This is a genomic window from Rhodococcus erythropolis R138 (assembly GCF_000696675.2).
In the GTDB taxonomy this organism is placed as follows: domain Bacteria; phylum Actinomycetota; class Actinomycetes; order Mycobacteriales; family Mycobacteriaceae; genus Rhodococcus_F; species Rhodococcus_F erythropolis.
The window spans coordinates 265,292-282,252 of sequence record NZ_CP007257.1 but is presented as its reverse complement, the minus strand read 5'-3'; the positions used below and the strand labels follow the sequence as shown (position 1 = coordinate 282,252).

Genomic DNA, 16,961 nt, shown 5'->3' with positions numbered 1-16,961 from the left:
CTGCTAAGCGTGCGAACACGTCGAAATCGTCGACAAGCAGTTCCCGAGTGACCTGCGCATCGCCCTGGCGCACCGGAGGAACATCTGGCACCGACGCGCGGGTATCGACTCCATCGCGCCCACAGGCGACGCGTTGCACCCCTCGCTGCCTACAGTAATCGACGGAGATTACCGGTGGTGAAGCGTCATTCGCCTATCACGTACTGGCGCGCAACAACAGGATTCGGATCCGCTGCCTGAAGGTTATCCTCAGGCCTTCAAAGGAATTCGCGGTAGACTCGTGTCACCAACAGAGATTGGTGGGTAACCATACGTCCTGCTACCCGAAACTCTCTGTCGACGCCACTGCGAGCGCACTCGTGTCGCAATCTGGCGCGATCATCTTGATCCGCACCGCCGAAAATCCGGCCTGACCAAACTCGTCGGGACCCTACAAACCTGGGAGCTACGACACCGTCGTCGGGCCCGTTGCGAGGACCGAATTCGCACATCCAAGGATGCGGTCTGAAGAACCCAACTTCACATGGTTTGGCGCAGAATCAAATCTGGCTGGGGATCGTTACGCTCGCCTCTGAACTGACAGCCTTCATGCAAATGCTAACCCTGAACAGCAGCGTTGCATCCAGAAAGAGCCGAAACGACCTGGCCGAAGGTCGTTTTCGATCGCCGGTCGTACCCCGTCATGCCCGGAAGACGCACCTGCGGCTATCGGTGCGGGCACAGGTCCGGTTTTATCACCCCGGCATCCTCCAGGCCGGAGGCAATGCCGGCACCCACCTGACCCAGCGAATTCCGTTGGCACGAGCGGAAAGAATATGAATCCAGAAAGTGGAATCCGAGAAGGTGATGAAAGGCGTTCTCTCCATTCACCGAATGCGGCAAGGCAGTGTGTTAGTGCGCCAGCGGTGTCACTCCCCCGGCTCGAAGCATCAGACTGGTACTGGCTTCACCCCCGGTGCGGTGCGCATTCATCAAATTCACGAGCTGCTCGTTGTCGCCCACTGACAATGCTGCGATCATTTCGTCGTGCTCGCGCACCACTCGCGCACGCCCTTCGGGATCGTACAGATATACGGCATGGTAAGGCATGGCAAGCGTCCACAATCGACGTAGCTCCGAAACGATCAACTGCAGCGACGACCGGTCGAACATCGAGAAATGAAACTCCCGATTTCGCATCCGCATCATCAGGTAATCCTCCGAATCGGCGGCTGCAGCAATCTCGACGGCCAGATCTTTGACTTCCGCCAGAGCCGCGTCGTCAAAAACCGGTAACGACAGCAGCACTTCCTTCTCGAGCGCAGCTCGCATGAGGTAGATCTGGTCGAACTCCGACTTTTCCAACCGGGCTACTGCGTACCCGACATTGTGTACGTGCCGAACAAGGCCCTCCGACGTAAGTTGCCGCAGTCCCTCCCGAATGGGCAGTCGGCTGACACCCAGGCGCTCCGCCATGGTTTCCTGCCGAATCTGCTGTCCTGGGAGCAATTCCCCGCTGATGATCATTCGCTCGATCTCCGCAACGACTCGAGACGCTGCCTGCTCCGAGACCGATCGCCCCTGAACTTCCACTCGTCCGGTCAAAGTTGACACTGTCTCGGGCTGGCGCGCTTTCGATCTGCGGGACACGAATTTCTCCTCTAGCAAAGTCTTCTTGGCAGTTCCGAAACTCCACGTGGCAATCGGCGTCAATCTCGGATACACCATTGTTGCATCACCCGCGTCTGCTGCCTTGCCTCTCAGCTACATCTCGTCGCCGCCAGGTCTAAAACTCGTAGAGGTTGTTGACCGTTGGAGTTCCGACGAGCGGGAGATTCCATTCACCACGAGCACTCAAACGCTGAGCAAAACTTAAACTCGCAGTGCTACACATGCCGATAAGGTCAGTGGCAGGTCGCCACCACGTGCCGTTACTACGGCATCAGGCGCCACACCCGTACCGTGCGCACGTCTGCTTCGTGATCTCCATCCTGCCCGAGTACGTGATCGAGCCTGCGACGTCGCCTGCGTCGACCGCCAATTCCAGCACTTCGAGGACCAGTTCGGTGTGCATGTGATCCGGCACCACCCACCCCAAATCCTTCCTCGAATGCTGATTCTGAATCACTCCCAGATTATGGTCACATCCACTGCAGGCCAGAAGTGAATTAATCAATTAGTTGGCGTCGAAGTGGCAGTTCGTCTGCGCCCTCGTTCCGGGCCGTACGGTTCCGGACCGGGCAGCGCGAACATCCTTGCTCCACCGACGGGTCACGAACCCCATGCACTCCGTGACCGCGCTACGCTGAGCACACCCAGGCGATGCGGCAGAGGGTACGGGGAGTGAGGAAGGAAGTCCTGAAGTTGAAACACTCGCATTACATGCGGGAGCCAGTACGGCGAACGCTTACCTCTGACGCAGCAATACGAGTGATCAGCCGTGACGGCATAGCTGCAGCCTCGTTGCGAAGAATCGCGCAAGAAGCAGACGTACCGCTGTCGAGCCTCAACCATGTTTACCCAAGCAAGCAGGATCTTCTCAGAGACGCCTGGGACCGTTCCCATCAACTCGTGTTCCAGATCGTCGAAGAGGTCATCGATTCTCGGCCAAAGACCCTACACGGTGCGGTATCGACGCTGATCCTTGCATTCGTCGGAGGTGAACAGCCGATCACTCCACAGTCATCATCGGAATCACGGGCACATATCGAGAATGCCCAGCGCGCGCAATACGAGCTTTACCTGTGGGCGTCTCGAATTCCAGATGGCGGCGACAACGACGTAACCGATTACTCACCTGCGATCTTTAGCATTGAAACATTTTTGAAATCGTATGAATACCCTGGCGTCAATGCGGAGGCCCTGTCTCAAGTAGTCGCTGCAATGATCGACGGCCTGTTCCTGCAAACTATGTCAGGCAATTCCGTCGGGAGCAATCGGGATCGAGTGGACCGAATTTCAGCTGGCCTCATTTCATCCTGTACAGACTGACGGCCACAATGACGAGGTGGTAATTCCCATTACTGCTGGAACGGTACCGACAAGCGCTGGGCTGCACTATCCCCTGCCCATCATCGCGTCCTTGGACGGACCTAATCGAAGGATAGTGACACCGTCAGCCACGCCGGCAGCCGTGATGTCGGAGATGAGACTAAGAAGTCCCGCTTCAGTTCCGACGTATCGAACCGACGTTGGTTCGTCCGAACAGATCGAGGCAAGTTCAGACCTGGCTGTGCGTGCATCGACCGCTGTATACGACTCGATGTCCAAGAACACTGCAACATCGCGGTTTCCCGCACGTGCATCTGCCCGTATTCCCGACGTGCGGCGCTGCGCTTCGCGAAGGTCTTCCGCCTGGATACGAACGATTTCGCCTGGCGAGGCTTCGTCATCGGGCGCGCCCGCCTCGATCCATGTGTCTCCGATACATGTAGCGATGCGAAGAGCAGTATTCACAATGCACCAGCCCTTTTGATGGTTGAGGCGGTGGCGGTTGCGGAACCCTCGACGCGTCGAGAACAGGACGGAATTGCCATTAGCTCATGCCTGATATGTCTACGCGCCAACACGCGTCGGTCGTCTGCCTGGAATCCTCGGTATCACAGGCATCGATGAGCGACGTTACGACAACCGCCAGAGTGGGACGTATGTCCGACTCTCGTTCGAGAATACGTTCGCCTCGGAGAGTCGTCAATGGAAGAAAGAATGGTTTACTAACCGATAACAATGAAACGGTCGCTCGTGGGCGTGAACGAACGGCACTAGATCCCCAGTACTTCCCGAGCCCGGTCGATCTCCGAAGGGTCCGAGGTGGTGGGAATGAGAATCAAGTCGTCGACCCCCGCTTCCCGCGCACCACTTACAGCGTTCAACAGACCCGTGGCGCCGAAGTTGGGAGAAGCCCGCGAGTATTTCGCTGATACATCTGCCCCGTAGGACTGGAAGAACTCGCCCAAGTGTCGAGTGAACTGCTCCTCAGGGTCGGGTCCGAGGGCGAACCACATACACGCCGAGAAATGCGGGACTTCGTCGCGCCCGGCATCGGCCCATGCTTTGACGACCAGTTTCCTTTGGTCGGACAGGTTCTGTCCGTCGAGCTGGATAGTCTGGTTGGGATCATTGACACCATCAGCCCACTGCGCAGCGCGCGCAAGCGCTTTCGGGCCGGACACGCCTGCGACGAGGGGCACTGTGCTGCCCCTATACGGACGGGGGCCGACCGGACCGTAACCTTCCACCGGTGGCTTCTGAGACCAGACATCCTTCATCGCAGCTACATGTTCATCCATTTGCCTTCGGCGAAAAGAAGTTTCGGTTCCAGTCGCGGCGTAATCCTCACCTTGGCCCCCTATCCCAACACCTAGTGTCAGGCGACCCGCTGAAAGCTGGTCTATCGTTGCCATCTCCTTGGCAAAATGGACGGCATTCCGCGTCGGAAGTGTTGCGATTGCAGTCCACAGTTTCACGCGCTCGGTCACAGCCGCGGCAGCGGCGAGCTGAACAGTCAATGCCCAACTGTCGTAGACCAATCGATCGCAGATCGCCAGGCCGTCCCACGGTCCCTCGTCGATCTTCCGGCACCATGTGAGTTCTTCATTGCGTCCGTGAGGAATGAAAGACGGAAGCCCCATTGATAGATCCATTCCGATTGCTCCCTTCGTTTATGCCCCGTTTCGAGCGCTGTGCCACCGAGGCACTATCGTGCTCGATGTCGAGAACTGGGATCCGCCACATTCACAACAACCTGCGGCCCCCGCTGCCAGCGAGTGAGCGTCAGCGGGCACTCCGGTGCCGATTCCGCCGACGCATCCTCAGCGCGGATCGAGTTCAGAAATGTGTACCACCATCGATACGTACCTCGGTACCGGTAATGAATGCGGCATCGTCACTGGCGAGCATCGCCACGACGCCTGCAACCGCGGACGGCTCGGCGAATCCCTCCCCCAAGGCGGGCACCAACTTGGAGAACACCCGGTAATCGGCGTCCTCCGGTATGCCTGGCCCTACGCTCTGGCGACTCTTACCGCTCGCGTCGGTCATTCCAGAGGAAATCGACCCCGGCTGAACCGAGTTGAATCGAATACCCTCCTGCGAATACTCAGCAGCAAGTGCGTGTGTCATCGACTGAATCCCACCTTTACTGGCGGCATAAGCAGACATGTAGGGATGCGCAAAATTGGCGGACGTCGAACTGAAATTCACGACGGCCGACTTGGTGCCCTCCAGCAATGCAGGGAGCGCTTCCCGGATGACCAAAAACGTGCCCGTGAGATTGATGCGGATCACTTGCTCGAAAGCCGACAAGGATGTCGCAGCAGTATGCGATGAGCGAAGAATCCCAGCGGCATTCACCAGCACGTCAAGGCCCCCGAGAACCTGGACCGCGCTGCGGACGCCGGCGATCACCGATTGCTCGTCCGAGACGTCGAGAACCTGAGTTTTCAGGCAATCGGAGCCGTGAGCGTGCTTCTCCACGGTGTCTGCCAATCCAGCCTCACTGATATCGGCCGCCACGACCGAACCGCCCTCGGCGAGGATCCTCAGCACGGTTGCCTGTCCGATTCCTGACCCGCCACCGGTGACGAGAACTCTGCGTCCTTCGAAACGATCCATTTTGACATCCTGTCGTCGATGAGAAAATTCTGAATACGTGGCATTCTATGACATTCTGGCACAAATTGCCATCAATCCGGATGCGGACTGACAGGGACCGACAGATACCATGGGTCGATGTCGGACATAACCGTCTCTTTGATGGACAAGCGCAAGGCCGAGACGGAGCTGGCGATCGCCCACGCCGCCACCGAACTGTGCTTTGAGCAGGACTTCTCGCGAGTTACCGCGGCGGACATCTCAAGACGGGCAGGTGTCTCGCCTCGGACGTTCTATCGCTATTTTTCGACGAAGGAAGACGCAATTGGTCCACTTCTTTCCGCTGGTGCCGACCAGTGGCAATGGCTGGTGGCGAGTTCCGCTGCCGCAGAGAACGGACCGCTGAGAGCAATAGAAGATGCAATCAAAGCTGCACTCGATCCAGAAACGTCCGTCGAGTCAGACTCGGAACAGATGAGACAGTTACTCCGAGTGGTTGCGCGAAACCCCTCCCTCGCGGCAGTGTGGAATCGCGTCAACGGTGACTCCGAAGCTCAACTTCGAAAAGTTCTGGCACAAGTGGTCATTCCAAGAGAAAACGCCCTGACGATACGCATTGTCGCGGCTGCGGCGACCGCTGCGATACGCATCGCATTCGAGAGTTGGGCCGAAACCGACGCGACTGCTAAGGGTCCGCACGGACCGGCCGCAGTGGCGGTGCGCTGTTTTCACAAATTGAGCGGTGGCGTACTACCCGGCTGAAATCATAACGCACAACTACGTTCTGCCTTTTCTTGCCTGATGCGCCAGCGTAAATTGCACGCTGCGGAAAGTGGGCATTATCGTCGGACGCCCTGTTTCTTGATGAAGAACGATCCCGCCACCGCCATCAAAGATATAACGCCACCCCACACGAATGCCGTGTGAATACCTGACTGCTGAGCAGCGACGTCAGCCGCGCCCTCGGAGAGGCGGGAGGCAGCAGTGTTCGACATGATCGTCACGAACAGCGCTGTACCCGCCGCACCAGCCAACTGCTGACCAGTATTGAAAATGGCGCTGCCATGCGAATACAACTCCGCCGGAACCGATCCGAGCGAGGACGTCATCAGCGGTGTCATCACCAACGCCAAACCCGCCATCAGCAGCGAATGTATCCCGACCACCACAGGCAACCCGGTTTCCGTGTCCAGGAATGTCATCAGCCACAACGCGCCACTGACCACCACAGCACCCGGGATAACCAGAGGGCGGGGACCGACACGGTCGAACACCCGCCCGACGAACGGCGCCAGAACTCCCATGAGCAGACCGCCGGGCAAAAGCACCAGACCTGTCTTCAACGTGTCCAAGCCGAGCACATTCTGCAAGTACAGCGGAAGCAGAATCAGCGCACCGAACAACGCCATCATGCTGATCGCCAACATCACCAGCCCGATGCTGAACGTCGGAGTCAGGAACGGCCGCAGATCCAGCAGCGCACGTCCGTCCTCTTGTCGCGACAACTGACGCAGCACGAACACCGCCAGCGCGGCGACGCCGACGCCGAGCGATACCCACACCGGCACCCCGGATCCCTCGGCCGAGTGCCCGAGGCTGCCGAGCCCGTACACGATTCCCCCGAATGCGAACGCGGACAATAGGACCGACAACCCGTCGAACGGAGCCGCGCCGATCGTGGTGAGGTTCCTGACCAACGCCGAACCGACGGCAAACGCGACCAGGGCGATCGGCAACACGATCCAGAACATCCACCGCCAGTCCAGCGAGCGCAGGATCACACCCGAGAGGGTAGGGCCGATCGCCGGGGCGACGGCGATCACGATGGAGATCACCCCCATCATCGATCCACGCTTGTCCACGGGAACCACACGCAAGACTGTGGTCATCAACAGTGGGAGCATGATCGCGGTGCCACCGGCTTGGATCACTCGTCCAGCCAGCAGAAGTTCGAATCCGGGTGCAGATGCCGCGAGGAGCGTGCCGATGCTGAAGAGCGTCATCGCTGCTGCGAAGACTTGCCGGAGGGTGAAGCGTTGGAACAGATAGCCCGTAGTCGGGATGATCACGGCCATGGTGAGTAGGAAGCCGGTGGTCAGCCACTGCGCTGTGCTGGCAGTGATGTCGAGGTCCACCATCAGCCGCGGCAATGCCACGCCCATGATCGTCTCGTTGAGGATCATCACGAACGCGGAAACAACCAGCACGCCGATCAATAATTTGCTGCCCTTGTCCAGGGCTTCCGGTTGCGCGGTGCCTGTGGGAGCCTGTGTTTCTTGAATGTGCATACCGCGATCACGGACTCTCTGTTTCGAAGGAAAATTGCTCTAAATAATTGAAGGTATGAGACGTGTTGCAAGGGTGAGCAACACATGACGAGGTTGGCGTCGACTTTCCTCGATACTCCGACGCCAGCAGCGGACTCCTCACGGACAACGAGAAGATGTTTCGTCGCGGCGTGGCCAACGATCCTTGCGATCGACACAAGCTATTGGAAATCCAACCGAATTCGCGAAGATCGAGCGGATCTGAGGCCAAATCTAAACCACACCAACGATTTCGTGGTCGACATCGCGCTGAGCGCGCTCATTGATGACATGCGTGCAGGCAAATCGCTTGATTCGCCCTCTGCTCCGCTTCATATTAGCTCGTTGACCGATGGTGCCAATCGAACCTACGCGATTGCGCGATGACGCCCTCCCGTTACCCGAGCGACAGCACCACGTTGACGGATTCAGCGCAGTTTGTCCCAACCTGATGCGTCCAGGCCTTCAGCTGTGGAGGAGAGATCACACCGGGGCAGTTGTGATTGCCGTCACCGTGTGACAGCATCTGCCATGTAGACAGATACCAGCTCAGTGAAGGATGTTCACCATGACGTTCCGCGACGAGACCCCGAATGCCGTCGTTGACCGGGTGATCGCGGTCTTGAGCGCTTTCTCTGGCGCAACCACCCTCACGTCGTCCCGAATCGCGCGGCAGACCGGCCTCCCCCGCTCCTCTGTGCATCGCCTGCTCCAGCAGTTGGTCGACCTCGGCGTCGTGACTCGCGACGGCTTCGACTACCAAGTAGGTGTCAAGCTCTACGAGTTGGGCAGCGCTGCGGTCACGCAGCACAGCGTTCACCGTGTGGCGATGCCTCACATGGCCAGACTTAGCCGAACCACTGGTATGAGTGTCTACCTCGCCGCGCTCTCGGGTTCCGATGTCGTGTACATCGACAATGTGTGGACCGACTGGGCGGCACCGCTGCGCCGTGGCATCGTTCATCCTGCGCATATGACCGCGAGTGGCAAGATGCTCCTCGCATGCCTGCTACCCGAGCGCAGACCCGGGATCGACTTCAGCGGCATCCACGCTAAGACGCGCCACAGCATCAGGTCGCAGATCGAGCTGGATCGGGCATTGGCTGCGATTCGAGATTCGGGTGTGGCGCTGAACCGAGAGGAATTCCTGCTCGGTTCGACTTCCTTGGCGGTACAGATCGGCCCGCCGGAAGACGCGTCGACCGCGTTGTCAGTTTGGGGTCCATCCGAATTCGTGCAGAAGCCCGGCATCGAAATGCATCTGCGGCAGACCGGGCGCGCGATCTGGAGGGCTGCACAACGTGGTCCCACCCGGCGGCCGGCATCGCCGCCTTCAGGGGCCCAGCGGTCCGAACGAACCCGATATTCCGCCTCCATGTTCGAGGATGAGCCACGGGTGGGGTGAGCAACGGACACGGTCCCAGAACCCCTACTGAAATCTTCATCCGGCGCGGGCAACCGAGAGGTCGGCCGCCGCATCTGCAACCGGTACCATCGCCCCATTCGAACCAGGAGGAGACATGAGCAGTGCTCGCAGCAGCAGGCTCCTCGAACGCCGCTTTGAGGACGTTCGGCTCACGGTTGCGCTCGCTGCGCGGGACCTGTTCCTTGAGTGCCGTTCCACCGCCGTCACAGTCGAATCCATAGCGCAACGGGCCGAAGTTTCTGAACGGACTTTCTACCGGCATTTCCCGTCGAAGGCCGATCTGATCTCACCGCTGTTCGAACGCTCCAACCGTTCGTTGATCTGCTCCCTCAGTGAGTCCGATCCTGGCATGTGCGACATCGTCGACACGTTGGTCGAGCTCTTCACAAGAGAAGTCGCTGCAGGTCCCGCTCAGCACGCCGAGTTGCTCGAGTTGCTCATGGCCACGCCCGAATATCGATTGCGATGGGAAAGCACTGATCGAAATCTCATCGATGCAATAAGTGAATGGCTAGTAAGGTGGTCCGTGCATCCTCAAGAGCACTTCACCCGCCGTGTCACGGCTCTGACCATCATGACTGCCTCTCGCGCCTCCTACATGGAATGGACGGACAACGGCCGCTCCGGCGGGATCAACGGTCTGCGAGCCCTGCACACCAAGTCGTTCACGGCGCTCGCGCGACCGTGGTTGCCGGAGACTGATCCAACTACAGAGAGCAAACGATCATGATTGCGAAGAGCACCCAAGAAGTCAGACTTACAACGCTGGCGTGCACCGGGGACTGGCTCCCTGGACCTACGAGCGATCGGCCACTTCAACCCCAATGAAGCCCTTCGGAGATTATCGTGACTACGTGACGCGTCGGGAGCCACGGGCGGCTCAACGTCACTGACGGCGAACGCGGAGTGTGCCTGGCACGAAGGTCCGGGCCAGAGGCGAACGCCAATCGACGGAGATCAGCAGTTCGCGCAACACCTCACCCCCTCGCGTGTGATCGCGCCGCCTCATGAATCAGGATCACGCGAGCCGCTTCACGGGATGCTGCTGTTTCCGCTCCCCCAGTCACGTGGGCCGATTCCGCCATTGTGGGATGTAGCTTCACGCCGACCAGCGGCGTGCCAAGGTAACGCGTGGGCCCGGACAGCAGTTACTCCGATCCGGCGTAGTGCGGGAACTTCCTCACGCGCTTACAAGAGCCCCAGCGTCGACTCGCCATTGCGAAGTGCTTTCGTACAGCGCGTTCGAATGTCGGGTCAGCCCGTCATGGTGAAGGGCGCGGCTTGCATCTTGACCAGGTCGACGCGCTGCTGCCACGTGTCGAGCCATTCCGGATGAGGGAAGACATGAGTTCGCCGCGCCGCCATCGCCTTGACCACCATCTCCGCAACTACTTCGGGCGAGATGCCCTCTTGCTCAATTGCCCGGTACACCTTCTCACGCAGCTCCGCGATCTTGGGATCGGCCTGTGCGCGCGGTACATGCCCCTCTGGGGCGTTGCGCTCTTCGTGCCGGATTGCCGTGGCGGTATAGGCCGGGCACAGTACCGCGACACTTACGTTGGGGTGCTCCACGGCGAATTCATTGGAGAGCGCCTCTGACAACGCCACGACGCCTGCCTTGGTAACCTTGTAGTCGGCCTGGTAAGGGCCAGTTGTAAAGCCCGCCATCGAGGCAGTGTTGACGATGTAGGCTTCATCTTGTTCCGCAAGCACCGGCAGAAAAATCCTGCAGCCGTGAATGACACCCCACAGGTTTACACCGACAGTCCATTCCCACGTCATCTCACTGATGGTGCTGAAGCGCTGTATTCCGCCGACGCCCGCGTTGTTACACAGCACGTGGACGGCTCCGAACCGGTCAACGGCCGCATCGCGCAGCCCTTCGACCGATCGAGCGTCTGCGACGTCGGTTTCGACTGCCAGAATCTCGCCCAGCGCCGACAGTTCTTGTGCCGCCAACTCCAGTCGTTGGGCGTCCTTGTCGGCAAGGACAACCTTCATACCTTCCTGGAGAAACCGAACCGACAAGCCGTATCCGATGCCCTGGGCCGCCCCTGTCACAACGGCGATTCGATCACGCAATTCTCTCATAAGATAGCTCCTGTTGAGGCTTCGGTTCAATACCGGTACCCGTTGCGCGCCAATACCTTTCGAAGAATTGAGCCATCGGGAACCGAGTTTGTATCCGTTTGGTCTCGGCAATGTCCGCGGCCGGCGCGATCAACGCGGCGCAGGCCGTCCAGAATCCAGCGATCGGTGATCACGTCCATGTGGCCGCCGGGTAACGGACCTATTTTGGTAGCTTGTCCTTCCTTCAAGCAGTGCTTTCAGAATTTTCGTTATTGTCTGCCGACATTTTCAATGAGTCCTCTACCCTTCCCACCAACCGGGATATCTGTCCGTAACCGACAAGTCCGAGACGAGCATCGTCGTGGCCGTACACCGGCGGATCGACGTGCGACTTCAGCCGAGTTGGTGCAGAAACCTCCGAAAGTGCACGCGCCTAGGCGAGACGCCGAGCGCGGCCAGGTCTCGTCCCTGAAGTGCACTCAGCAGCTTCCGTGCCCCTAGACAACCGAACTCCAGTGGAAGTCTGCAAACTCTCACAGGATGAAAGGGCACGTAATTCTCGGTTCGGCGCCAGGATCTTCCGACCCGACATCGAGGCTCAGACGACCTTGGGGAGTCGAACCTCGAAGCAAATGACGAGAGGGTGTTCCAGCTGTTCCTCAAACCTGGATTCGCATCGACCGCGGGGAGTGACTTCGCCCGGGCGACCTGAATGAGGCAAGACACCGCGCTCTGTGCCTTGCCGCGAGATCCGACTTCGCCTGTGCGGCCGCCACGGCGACTCATGCGTCCTTGGCTGCGGCACCCGATTGGTACCGCCGTCGGAGACGATAAGCACGGCATCGTAAATCCCGTATCTCACTGCCCGACGGTACGACGCGTCAGTCCCGGGTGGCAACAATCTTCGCGCAACACGCTGCCTCACACTCGCGGACCACCGTGCGCAACACTCAGCCGGAACGCTGGGCAATCCGGCCGAATGCTACTCGGTCCCTCGGCATTGACTGGCGCCGACTTGCTGGTTAGCGGTCTCAATGAAGTCGCGGAATGCCTGCCCCGACGGGAAGCTCTAGACAAGACTCGCCCAGTTCAGCTGAGCGGACCGCCTCGTCGATACTCTTCCGAAGAGACGGGCATCCACGCCGTGGATCGCCCACCCGGGTCGAGGAGGCCGAGATAAGCGGGCACTCTGATGCATCCGTCGTCCATTGGATGGAGGTGTGGGCTTGGCTGAATTTCTCCACCAGGACCTTCCGGCCACAAGTGTCGCAACCCAATGCTTGCATCGTCATCGAATGCTCCTCTCCGAACTTATACGAGAGCGAACCTAACCGCTGAGGCGGCAGCGCCGCGGTTGCCATCCCGACCACCGGGAGGGCGCCCGCGGCCCCGATTCCACCTCGGCCAGGAGGCGGAAGTTACGGTGTCACGCAAGCGAATTGGCCGTAGGCGAGTCCCTGAGCTTCTCGACGGCTGCCCGCCTGACGCGAAAAAGCATTCGTGGCGCTCCTCGCTTGAGCTGCCTACAGCCAGGGACTGCAGGCAGTGTGCGGCGTCCGTGACCGTGTTGGATGGTGTCAGCTTCGCGCAGCAGGTTGCTCGGGATCGAGCCCGTTCCGCCGGTGCGGGCGGTGGGTCTCCGACGTACTCGGGCTTCTCCGTGACCAGTGTCGAGAGTCTCGTCTCGTGGGCCGCCTGCGCCGTGCCCAGACCCGACGAGCCCGTCGCTCGTCATGACATCAACCGACATGGTGGTGGTGGCGATCATGCGTTGTCTCCCTTCGCTCCGGCGCCGTCGATGAACTCGAAGTCGACCGGGTTGGGTTCCCGCAAGAGCGTCCAGTAGTCGACCAGTCGCCACGGGCAGGGCACAATTGCGCGCCCCTGGCTGTTGCGGTAGTAGCCGTTCACCGTGGCACCGGGATGCACCCAGACCGTCTTGTCGAGTGCCTCGTCGACCCGGCGGTTGTAGTCGTCGAGCACCTCCTGCTTGACGTCCATCGCGGCGTGATCGTTCTCCAGCAGGTACTGGAGGCACTCGATCACATAATGGACGTGCTCCTCGCTCAGGATGTTGTGGCCGGCGCCGTGGTTTGGCGCCGAGTTCGGGCCTGCGGTCACGAACAAGTTCGGGAATCCGGCCACCTGAATACCGAGGTAGGCGCGCGGGTTGTCACCGCCCTCCCACACGTCCGCGAGGGTTCGGCCGTCGCGGCCGGCGATTTCGATCGAAGTGGTGAACTCCAGCTGAAAACCCGTCGCCAGGATGATGACATCCGCGGGGATGTACTCGCCCTCAGTGGTAAGCACCCCGTCGTGGTCGACGCGTTGGAACGATGCCCGGTGCAGGTTCACGTGGTCACGGGTCAACGCCTTGAAGAACCCAGGGTCCTTCACGATCCGCTTGCCATACGGCCGGAAGTCGGGCGTCAGCTTCTCGATCAGGTCGGGGCGGTCCGCGAAGCTCTTCTGCAGGTATTCAGTCGCCGTTTTGAGCACCATCTCGTTGGCAGCGGAGGCCGAGAAGTGCGTCTGCGCCCACTCCTCGTCGATGCGGGGCAACACGTACAGATTGTCCGATGCGAACCAGTAAGACCGTAGCCGGAACCACTCGTTGAAGCGCGGAATGTTCGCCATCGCCCACCGCTCGCCGTCCGAGACCTCGTGAACGACGGTCTTCTCGGGCACAATCCAGTGCGGCGACCGCACTACCACGTCCATCGACCGAACTTGCTCAACGATGTTCGCGACCACCTGCACGGAGGTGCAGCCTGTGCCGAGCACGACCACCCGCTTGTCCGTCAGGTCCAGGTTCTCGTCCCACTCGGCGGTGTGAATCACTGTGCCACCAAACGAGTTCAGGCCCTCGATGTCCGGGATGTTCGGTGAGTTGAGCATGCCAAGCGCCGTGACCACCGCGGCGGCCCTCTGCACCTCACGGGTGCCGTCGGCTGTCTCTGTCGTCACCTCCCACACGTTCTCACTCTCCAGCCAGATGACGGAAAGCACGCGGGTGTTGAACGAGATGTTGTCGACGATCCCGTAGGCGTCGACGACGCCACGAAGATACTTCTGATACTCGACGCCGGAGGGGTAGTACTTCGACCAATTCGGATTCAGCTCGAACGAGTAAGAGTAGTAGTGGCTCGGCGTGTCGACCGCAGCTCCCGGATAGGTGTTGCGCGACCAGGTTCCGCCGATCTCGTTGCGGGACTCGAACACCCGATACGAGAAGCCCGCCTCGCCGAGTTTGATCGCGGCGTTGATGCCGACAATGCCCGCGCCGATCACGATCACCGAGAACTCGGCCGGGGGCGCGACCGTCACCGGCACCTTGCGTTCGCTTGGCGAGAAACCCGCCTGCTCAAGCAGGATCGGCAAGAATTCGACGTCGACCCGCTCCGAGGTCGCGACAGTCGCCATGCGGCCGAATAGTTCCCGGTCGGGTGTACCGAGACGGTCCATCATGTCTACGGACAGCAGCTCGTGCGCGCGGGATCGAATGTCGGCAATCACGTCTGCCGGGTACTGCCCGGGAGGAGCGGTGGGCTTGATACCTGTCTTGTAGTGGTTGCCCGGCTCTGTGATCGTCAACCGCGACCTGAACTCTTCGAGGAGGCTCGGGTCGCCGGTCACGTGTACGAGAGACATCAGCAACGGCGCGGGATCACAGCTGTCGATCGCTGCGTGCAGCTCAACCTCGCGGTCACCACCGGGCACGTTTTCCGCCACATCTGCGGCTATCGTCTCGGTCATTGTTCACCTTTCGGAAGGGGCACACCCATGCGGAGCAACATCTCGCGTGGGTCGGCCGGTGGTCTGAGATCGAGCAGCTGGCTACCGCGTCGCTGTGCTGAGGCAATGCAGATCTCGTCGTCGGAGTAGATCCAGAAGTCTCCGCGCGCAATCTGCTCGATCATGTGCTCGGCAGCAACGAGGGGGTCCAGCCCCTTCTCGACGTTGTCCCGCTGCATCGCGGCGAACACCTCGTTCGCCGTTTCGTTACCCGTCGGGGCCTCACGTTGAGCCGACGTGAAGATGTCGCTCCGGATCGAATGCGGGATCACCGCGCTGACCTGGATCGGCGCGTCGACCACTGCGAGGTCCTGGTACAGGCTCTCGGTCATCGCTTGAACCGCATGCTTGCTCACGATGTAGGGGGACTGGACGGCGGCACTGTTCAGTCCACCCACGGAGGACAGGTTCGCGATGTACGACGGGGTACCCGCCTGGATCATCCGCGGGACGAACGACCGCAGACAGAAGAACACGCCGTCGACGTTGATCTGCATCACCCGCTGCCAGCGATCACGGTCGATCTCCCACAGCAGACCGGCCGACTCGACACCTGCGTTGTTGATAAGCAGGTCCACCCCGCCGTGGGATTCGAAGACGAACGCCGCCATGCCCTCGACGTCGTCCGGGTCGCTGACGTCCACGCGATACGGCTCGGCGCGTCCACCCTTGGCCACGATCTCCGTGGCGATCTGCTTCGCGCCCGGTTCGTCGACGTCGGCGACGATCACCAGCATGCCGAGATGCGCGAGGTGACGGACGAGTCCCGCTCCGATGCCCGCCGCGGCGCCCGTGACGACAGCGACGCCGTCCGCGAAACGAGTGGGTGCGACGACCGTCGAGTTGGCCGAAGCCTGGTCGGTTTCCTTAGTCATCGCGGCTCAAACACCTGCCGGCTTAATGCTGGGGTTCGCCCACTCGGGCGGCTCCAGCCTCGGGAGAACCTCGAGGCCGTCCAGCGTCATCACCGGAATCTCCTTCGACCACGGGTAGTGGAGGCTGAAGGCCACCAGTCCGGTACGCTCGGCCGCCGGCACCGTGCACATCTCCAGCACCGTCTGAGCCAGGTATTCGACCGGCTCGGCCTCGTAACCCTCGGGCAGCAGCGCCGCAGCACCCGGGGTCCGGACTGCCGTGGAGGGACCGACGACGTTTACCGCGATGTTGTCGTCCTGCACCTCCGCGGCGAGCCCCTCAGAGAACCGATGCAGTGCGGCTTTAACCGATGCATAGATGACGTCGCCGGAGGTCTTGTTGTACTCCCGGAACGGACGGATGGGGCTCAAGCCGGTCGACGACCCGATATTGACGATCCACCCAGCGCCTGCCTTGCGCATGTGTGGAATCGCGGCCTGCGACAACAGGAATGGCACCCTGAGATAGTGCTCGACGGTTCGGTCGAACATCTCCAGATTCATCTTCTCGATGGAACTGTAGTCCGCGAAGCCCGCATTATTGACAAGGATGTCGATGCCACCGGTCGCCTTGACCACGGCCTCGACAAGCCGACTCCGCTGCTCGGCGTCCTCCAAGTCGGCGGGAATGGCGATCGCCCTGCCGCCTGCCTTCTCGATCAGGTCGACCGTCTCGTCAAGCGAGCCCTCGATGATCTGGCTCTCGCCGTTGCGAATCGACTGTACCGGGGTGTTGGAGCGAGCGGTGACGACGACGGTGGCGTCCTCGCTTGCAAGACGTTGCGCGATGCCTCGTCCAATCCCTCGGCTACTGCCCGTCACGAGGGCGGTCATCCCTGTCAATCGGTAGTTCATGGCTTCCTCTACTGTGCGTGCGGC

General features: G+C 60.4%; 14 protein-coding genes and 1 pseudogene. 5 read left to right on the top strand and 10 right to left on the bottom strand.

Translation table 11 applies throughout. The features are described from left to right. Nucleotides 1-418: 418 nt before the first annotated feature. Nucleotides 419-781: pseudogene (locus tag H351_RS33015) on the top strand (transposase); the annotation flags it as partial. Nucleotides 782-891: 110 nt separating this feature from the next. On the opposite strand, the gene H351_RS30350 reads toward H351_RS33015, so the two are convergent. Both H351_RS30350 and H351_RS32020 read right to left on the bottom strand, forming a co-directional pair. Next, on the bottom strand, nucleotides 892-1,572 hold the full coding sequence (locus H351_RS30350) for a GntR family transcriptional regulator (protein WP_030003116.1): 681 nt from the start codon (nucleotides 1,570-1,572) through the stop codon (nucleotides 892-894). Nucleotides 1,573-1,921: 349 nt separating this feature from the next. Further along, nucleotides 1,922-2,107 (bottom strand): hypothetical protein, encoded by a 186-nt coding sequence (locus H351_RS32020; protein WP_144440164.1) that lies wholly within the window; start codon nucleotides 2,105-2,107, stop codon nucleotides 1,922-1,924. 194 nt (nucleotides 2,108-2,301) lie between these two features. On the opposite strand from H351_RS32020, the gene H351_RS30345 reads away from it, so the two are divergent. Continuing rightward, entirely contained in the window at nucleotides 2,302-2,970 is a 669-nt protein-coding gene (locus tag H351_RS30345; RefSeq protein ID WP_081051246.1) for a TetR family transcriptional regulator, read from the top strand. A gap of 770 nt (nucleotides 2,971-3,740) precedes the next feature. Here the strand turns inward: H351_RS30345 and H351_RS30335 are convergent. Together H351_RS30335 and H351_RS30330 are read right to left on the bottom strand one after the other, a co-directional pair. Beyond that, nucleotides 3,741-4,622 (bottom strand): LLM class flavin-dependent oxidoreductase, encoded by an 882-nt coding sequence (locus H351_RS30335; RefSeq protein ID WP_030003119.1) that lies wholly within the window; start codon nucleotides 4,620-4,622, stop codon nucleotides 3,741-3,743. A gap of 184 nt (nucleotides 4,623-4,806) precedes the next feature. Then, nucleotides 4,807-5,592 carry an SDR family NAD(P)-dependent oxidoreductase gene (locus H351_RS30330; RefSeq protein ID WP_030003120.1) on the bottom strand — a complete coding sequence of 262 codons (786 nt, stop codon included), beginning with the start codon at nucleotides 5,590-5,592 and terminating at the stop codon, nucleotides 4,807-4,809. Between the two features lie 117 nt (nucleotides 5,593-5,709). On the opposite strand from H351_RS30330, the gene H351_RS30325 reads away from it, so the two are divergent. Further along, a complete protein-coding gene (locus tag H351_RS30325; protein ID WP_030003121.1) occupies nucleotides 5,710-6,333 on the top strand; it encodes a TetR/AcrR family transcriptional regulator in 624 nt (207 codons plus the stop codon). 77 nt (nucleotides 6,334-6,410) lie between these two features. Here H351_RS30325 and H351_RS30320 read toward each other — a convergent pair whose 3' ends face one another. Next, nucleotides 6,411-7,859 carry a DHA2 family efflux MFS transporter permease subunit gene (locus H351_RS30320; protein WP_030003122.1) on the bottom strand — a complete coding sequence of 483 codons (1,449 nt, stop codon included), beginning with the start codon at nucleotides 7,857-7,859 and terminating at the stop codon, nucleotides 6,411-6,413. 586 nt (nucleotides 7,860-8,445) lie between these two features. Between H351_RS30320 and H351_RS30315 the strand changes: the two genes are divergently transcribed. Both H351_RS30315 and H351_RS30310 read left to right on the top strand, forming a co-directional pair. Beyond that, entirely contained in the window at nucleotides 8,446-9,282 is an 837-nt protein-coding gene (locus H351_RS30315; protein WP_037121678.1) for an IclR family transcriptional regulator, read from the top strand. Nucleotides 9,283-9,397: 115 nt separating this feature from the next. Beyond that, complete coding sequence (locus tag H351_RS30310) at nucleotides 9,398-10,033, top strand: TetR/AcrR family transcriptional regulator (protein ID WP_051636674.1); 636 nt, start codon at nucleotides 9,398-9,400, stop codon at nucleotides 10,031-10,033. Nucleotides 10,034-10,557: 524 nt separating this feature from the next. Here the strand turns inward: H351_RS30310 and H351_RS30305 are convergent. The 5 genes from H351_RS30305 to H351_RS30285 all read right to left on the bottom strand — a co-directional run bounded on the left by H351_RS30305 (nucleotide 10,558) and on the right by H351_RS30285 (nucleotide 16,937). Continuing rightward, the gene (locus H351_RS30305; RefSeq protein ID WP_030003125.1) at nucleotides 10,558-11,394 is read right to left on the bottom strand and encodes an SDR family NAD(P)-dependent oxidoreductase; all 837 of its coding nucleotides are present in this window, start codon (nucleotides 11,392-11,394) and stop codon (nucleotides 10,558-10,560) included. 1,405 nt (nucleotides 11,395-12,799) lie between these two features. After that, complete coding sequence (locus tag H351_RS30300; protein ID WP_030003126.1) at nucleotides 12,800-13,141, bottom strand: hypothetical protein; 342 nt, start codon at nucleotides 13,139-13,141, stop codon at nucleotides 12,800-12,802. Then, nucleotides 13,138-15,129, bottom strand: a complete 1,992-nt coding sequence (locus H351_RS30295) for a flavin-containing monooxygenase (RefSeq protein WP_030003127.1) — start codon at nucleotides 15,127-15,129, stop codon at nucleotides 13,138-13,140. Before H351_RS30295 ends, H351_RS30300 begins: the two co-directional genes overlap by 4 nt. Next, nucleotides 15,126-16,043, bottom strand: coding sequence for an SDR family NAD(P)-dependent oxidoreductase (locus H351_RS30290; protein ID WP_051636675.1), 918 nt, complete (start codon nucleotides 16,041-16,043; stop codon nucleotides 15,126-15,128). Before H351_RS30290 ends, H351_RS30295 begins: the two co-directional genes overlap by 4 nt. 6 nt (nucleotides 16,044-16,049) lie before the next feature. Next, a complete protein-coding gene (locus H351_RS30285) occupies nucleotides 16,050-16,937 on the bottom strand; it encodes an SDR family NAD(P)-dependent oxidoreductase (protein WP_030003129.1) in 888 nt (295 codons plus the stop codon). Nucleotides 16,938-16,961: the final 24 nt, after the last annotated feature.

Excerpts from the sequence above, each read along its gene's own strand:
- H351_RS30325 (WP_030003121.1), top strand. The coding sequence starts at position 5,710 with ATGTCGGACATAACCGTCTCTTTGATGGACAAGCGCAAGGCCGAGACG.
- H351_RS30345 (WP_081051246.1), top strand. The coding sequence starts at position 2,302 with ATGCGGCAGAGGGTACGGGGAGTGAGGAAGGAAGTCCTGAAGTTGAAA.
- H351_RS30330 (WP_030003120.1), bottom strand. The coding sequence starts at position 5,592 with ATGGATCGTTTCGAAGGACGCAGAGTTCTCGTCACCGGTGGCGGGTCA.
- H351_RS30305 (WP_030003125.1), bottom strand. The coding sequence starts at position 11,394 with ATGAGAGAATTGCGTGATCGAATCGCCGTTGTGACAGGGGCGGCCCAG.
- H351_RS30290 (WP_051636675.1), bottom strand. The coding sequence starts at position 16,043 with ATGACTAAGGAAACCGACCAGGCTTCGGCCAACTCGACGGTCGTCGCA.
- H351_RS30335 (WP_030003119.1), bottom strand. The coding sequence starts at position 4,622 with ATGGATCTATCAATGGGGCTTCCGTCTTTCATTCCTCACGGACGCAAT.
- H351_RS30310 (WP_051636674.1), top strand. The coding sequence starts at position 9,398 with ATGAGCAGTGCTCGCAGCAGCAGGCTCCTCGAACGCCGCTTTGAGGAC.
- H351_RS30315 (WP_037121678.1), top strand. The coding sequence starts at position 8,446 with ATGACGTTCCGCGACGAGACCCCGAATGCCGTCGTTGACCGGGTGATC.
- H351_RS30320 (WP_030003122.1), bottom strand. The coding sequence starts at position 7,859 with ATGCACATTCAAGAAACACAGGCTCCCACAGGCACCGCGCAACCGGAA.
- H351_RS30285 (WP_030003129.1), bottom strand. The coding sequence starts at position 16,937 with ATGAACTACCGATTGACAGGGATGACCGCCCTCGTGACGGGCAGTAGC.
- H351_RS30300 (WP_030003126.1), bottom strand. The coding sequence starts at position 13,141 with ATGATCGCCACCACCACCATGTCGGTTGATGTCATGACGAGCGACGGG.
- H351_RS30295 (WP_030003127.1), bottom strand. The coding sequence starts at position 15,129 with ATGACCGAGACGATAGCCGCAGATGTGGCGGAAAACGTGCCCGGTGGT.